A 3,799-nucleotide genomic window follows, 5' to 3' on the forward strand; every position below is an offset into this window, starting at 1 on the left:
CGAAAAGACCGTCCCTACAAGCGCGTTCGCATCATGCACGCTCGATGATCACAGGCGAGCACTCACCGTCACCACCGACTACGGAACAGACCCGATCGTTTGACAGACCCGGAAGGTGCTTGCCCCGCGAACGGGTGAGAGGGCGAACCCCCAGGCTCCGAAAGCCTCGGTGTGGCGCCCGAGTGGTGCTGTGTTGTGAGCAAGTCACTGGCAAATGGGGCCACCGGATTCTGAGGCGACGACGCCTGAGTAAGGATTTTTTTCATCCCTTGTCCCGGCCTATCTGAACTGCCGCGATCAACCTCGATTACAGCGTCGAGATACCTGTACCACTCCCTATTGCCGTTGCCCATGAGAACCTCTTCCCCATCAGCGAGTCCTCGGATGTTTTGCCTGCATATGGATTGACCATCACGGCCATCCTTATAGGACTTTTCGATCACACCCACAGGGGATATTATCATACGATCCTGCCAATTTTTGTAATTACCTTCCAGGGCTTGCTCCATCGACCCCTCGACTGATATTGCGACTCTTGCATATCCGTGCCTATGTGCGTTTGTAAGAAGGTATTCCAGGTTCTCTGGACGAGTTACGCTTACATCGTAAGCAATCGATTTTCTCGCTTCAATGCACGCTTCGGCAACCTTGTCCATCAACCAGGAAGACTCCGTATGGATGGCAGCAGACTTCAAATCATCCCTATTTTTCGTCCGGTAACTGTGATCTTTGGCTATATCATCTCCCAGATGGCTCCACCAGTCTTCCGGTATATGACGTACGCCACCCTTGTCGCACATCTCCTTCTTGACATCCCGATGGCTCAAGATGATGAAGGATTCACCCCTTACTGCCCCTTCGGATATCCCTGAGAGCTCACACAGTTTCTTGTGTTCGGGGCTCTCGAGGTCGTTGAGCTGTTCGAGGTAACTATTTAGTTCAGCGGTCTTGCCTATGCCGCTTGCACCGGCCATGAGGATGAGAACTGGTTTATCGGTGCTGGGATACTCCTTTATTTTCTTGGCGTAAAGTTCTTCGATCTCCGAATGCAGTTCCGGGATCGATGGGCTGACCTCGTTCTCCTCTCCTCCCCAGTCCCGACCAAAATCGAATTTGTCAGTACTGTACCTTTCTTGGATGAGCGACAAGGCGCGCTGATCCTGGTTGTAATTCTCGTCAGTTTTCCAGTATTCTGGCATCTGGGCCACCTCCGCAGGCCTCATGTCAGGCCTTCATCTCCTGTTGGTTTCGCTATGCACAACGGCAGCGGTCTGCCTCTGGTTCACAGAGTGAGTGAAATTTTTCAACCTGGCTGACAGGTCCGCCCGGCGGAGTGCTCGCAACACGATGTGGGACTGTCGTGGTTCTGCTGGTCACAGGTCTGTCACCGGCTGACGTGGCCACTCACGGGTACGGCCCTGACCAGCACAGACGTGAAGCTGGAAAAGGCTCGCTGCTCTCCACTGATTCCTAATGCTGTTTGTCAAGCTGCGATGACGGTGGGCGGCACGGCCTCGTAGGTCCGTCCATCGCGCAGGAGGGCCCAGAGAACGTTGACACGACGGCGGGCCAGAGCGAGGACGGCCTGGATGTGGCGCTTGCCTTCGGCTCGCTTGCGTTCGTAAAACCGGCGGGAGTCCTCGCAGTGACGGATGCTGAACAACGCAGAGATGTAGAAGACCCGTTGGAGTCGGCGGTTGTAGCGTCGTGGGCGGCGGAGGTTGCCGCTGATCTTCCCGGAGTCGCGGGGAACGGGGGCAACGCCGCCGAAGCCGGCGAGGCGGTCAGGAGTGCCGAAGAGACTCATGTCGCCGCCGGTCGCGGCCAGGAACTCGGCACCGAGGATCACGCCCAGGCCAGGCATGCTGGTGATCACTTCGAAGTCCCGATGCTCGCGGAACCGGGCCTCGATCGCCTTGTCGAGCTCGGCAACCTGCTGGTTGAGGACCATCACTTCCCGCGCGAGCGTGTGCACCATCTGGGCGGTCAGTTTCTCGCCGGGCAGGCTGATGTGCTGGCGTCCGGCGGCTTCCAGAGCTGTCTCGGCGAGCCGGTCAGCGCGCAGGACCTTGCGGTTGCGCAGCCAGGTTGCGAGCCGCTTCTTGCCTGTCCGGCGGAGCGCGGCCGGGGTCTGGTAGCCGGTCAGTAGCATGAGGGGGCCGGTGTTGGTGAGGTCCAGGGCCCGTTCCAGGCCGGGGAAGATGTCGGTGAGGTGGGCGCGGAGCCGGTTGACGGTGCGGGTGCGGTCGGCGACCAGGTCTGCGCGACGGCCGGTGAGGATCTTGAGGTCGGTGACGGTCTCGTCGCCGGTGCGTAAGGGGTGCAGGTCGCGGCGGATGCGGGCCTGGTCGGCGATGACGGCGGCGTCCTTGGCGTCGGTTTTGCCTTCGCCGCGGTAGCTCTCGGAAGCACGGTGGATGGCCCGGCCGGAGATGTAGTGCACCGGCTGGCCGTGGTCGAACAGGATCGTGATGGCCAGGGCGGCGCCGCCGTCGGCCAGGTCGATGCCCCAGGTCACCTCGTCGCCCAGGGCCAGGACGTCGGCGAGGAGTTGGAGGAGTTCGGGTTCGTCGTTGGCGACGCGTCGTGACAGCAGCCGGCGGCCGCTCTCATCGATCGCGACGCAGTGATGGTGGGTCTTGCCCGCTTCGATGCCGGCCCAGATCATGGCCATGTGGTGCCTCCGTGAGGGGTGGTGCTGATGCCTCCCGACGGACGACCTCGCTGTCGATTCCCTACTCAGCGATCATTCGCAATTCCTAATTGGCAGCCGAGTCGTCGTGGGGCACCGGGCGGCCAATCAGTGGAAGCCACAAACGGCAGAGCCTTTTGAACCACACCCGGCACCCCTGGGCGGGTCAACCATACGAAGGGCTCACCGCATCCCGCAGAACAACGTAGGGAGCTTTTTCAGCGTTGCCTCTGCAGGGTGAGGACGGCTTTGGCGATGATGCTCATGCGGTGGGGGCTGATGCGGGGTCTGTGGAAGATCTTCAGTCGTGCCATACCGCGTTCGACGGGTGCACGGGCCGCGGACAGGGCCCGGTTCGCGGTCTGCTCGGGGGTGTGAGGTCGCCGCCTGGCGGGCGGTGCTTGGCGATGGTGACCCGGTCGCCGGCACCGATATGGGCCATGCCGGCGAGGACGGGGATGCCCCGGCGTTCGCAGATCCGAAGGATCCTGTGGGTCCGGGCGACTGTCAGATCGTGGGCCCGGCCCGCGAGTGTTGGCAACAGCCAGAGGATCTCCCCGCGGGGATCCGCGACGACCCGCGACGGATACCCCGAACACCGCAGCGATCCGGACCAGGATGTCGCGGCCGGCAGATACACCAGTGCGATCAGCGCCCGCAGGTACGGCGGAAGCTGACACCGGCGACCACCTTCACAGGTGACGATGCGCATCGAGACCCACTCGACCAGACTGTGAAGCAGGTCGAGTACAGCGGGATACGAAACCAACAAGGCTCCAGCCCAGCCCAGTTGAGACGCCGAACACCCCCTCAACGACACCGGAGCCCTGCCCGTCGCCCACCCCGAACCCACCCCGAACCCACACCGAACCCACACCGCACCGTCACCCGATCACTGGCCACTCCGAAAACGCTCAATCGGTCAGAGGACCTTGGTCAGCGCCGAGTCACCCCGTCCCTTGCGTAGGTCCGACCGGGCTTGGGACTGTAAATCGTTCGGTGTAATTCCCGGTCATGGAGGATGCATCGATGACCAGTGAGAACGTGGCCGAGCAGGACGCTGCCGAGTCCGCAGCGGCTGTGTCGGCGAAGACTGTAGATGACCAG

The 3,799-nt window shown here is 61.6% G+C and carries 2 protein-coding genes and 2 pseudogenes; all 4 read right to left on the minus strand.

From position 1 onward, the window contains the following. Positions 1 to 68: 68 nt before the first annotated feature. Positions 69 to 1,223 (minus strand): DEAD/DEAH box helicase family protein, encoded by a 1,155-nt coding sequence (locus tag ACZ6IM_RS42350; RefSeq protein ID WP_469564572.1) that lies wholly within the window; start codon positions 1,221 to 1,223, stop codon positions 69 to 71. A gap of 260 nt (positions 1,224 to 1,483) precedes the next feature. Then, positions 1,484 to 2,674 carry an IS110 family RNA-guided transposase gene (locus ACZ6IM_RS42355; RefSeq protein ID WP_469564575.1) on the minus strand — a complete coding sequence of 397 codons (1,191 nt, stop codon included), beginning with the start codon at positions 2,672 to 2,674 and terminating at the stop codon, positions 1,484 to 1,486. Between the two features lie 236 nt (positions 2,675 to 2,910). Next, positions 2,911 to 3,269: pseudogene (locus ACZ6IM_RS42360) on the minus strand (transposase family protein); the annotation flags it as partial. Between the two features lie 63 nt (positions 3,270 to 3,332). After that, positions 3,333 to 3,461 (minus strand): annotated as a pseudogene (locus ACZ6IM_RS42365) (IS5/IS1182 family transposase); the annotation flags it as partial. Between the last annotated feature and the right edge of the window lie 338 nt (positions 3,462 to 3,799).

It is taken from the genome of Streptomyces sp. NPDC042336 (assembly GCF_055581985.1).

Excerpts from the sequence above, each read along its gene's own strand:
- ACZ6IM_RS42350 (WP_469564572.1), bottom strand. The coding sequence starts at position 1,223 with ATGAGGCCTGCGGAGGTGGCCCAGATGCCAGAATACTGGAAAACTGAC.
- ACZ6IM_RS42355 (WP_469564575.1), bottom strand. The coding sequence starts at position 2,674 with ATGGCCATGATCTGGGCCGGCATCGAAGCGGGCAAGACCCACCATCAC.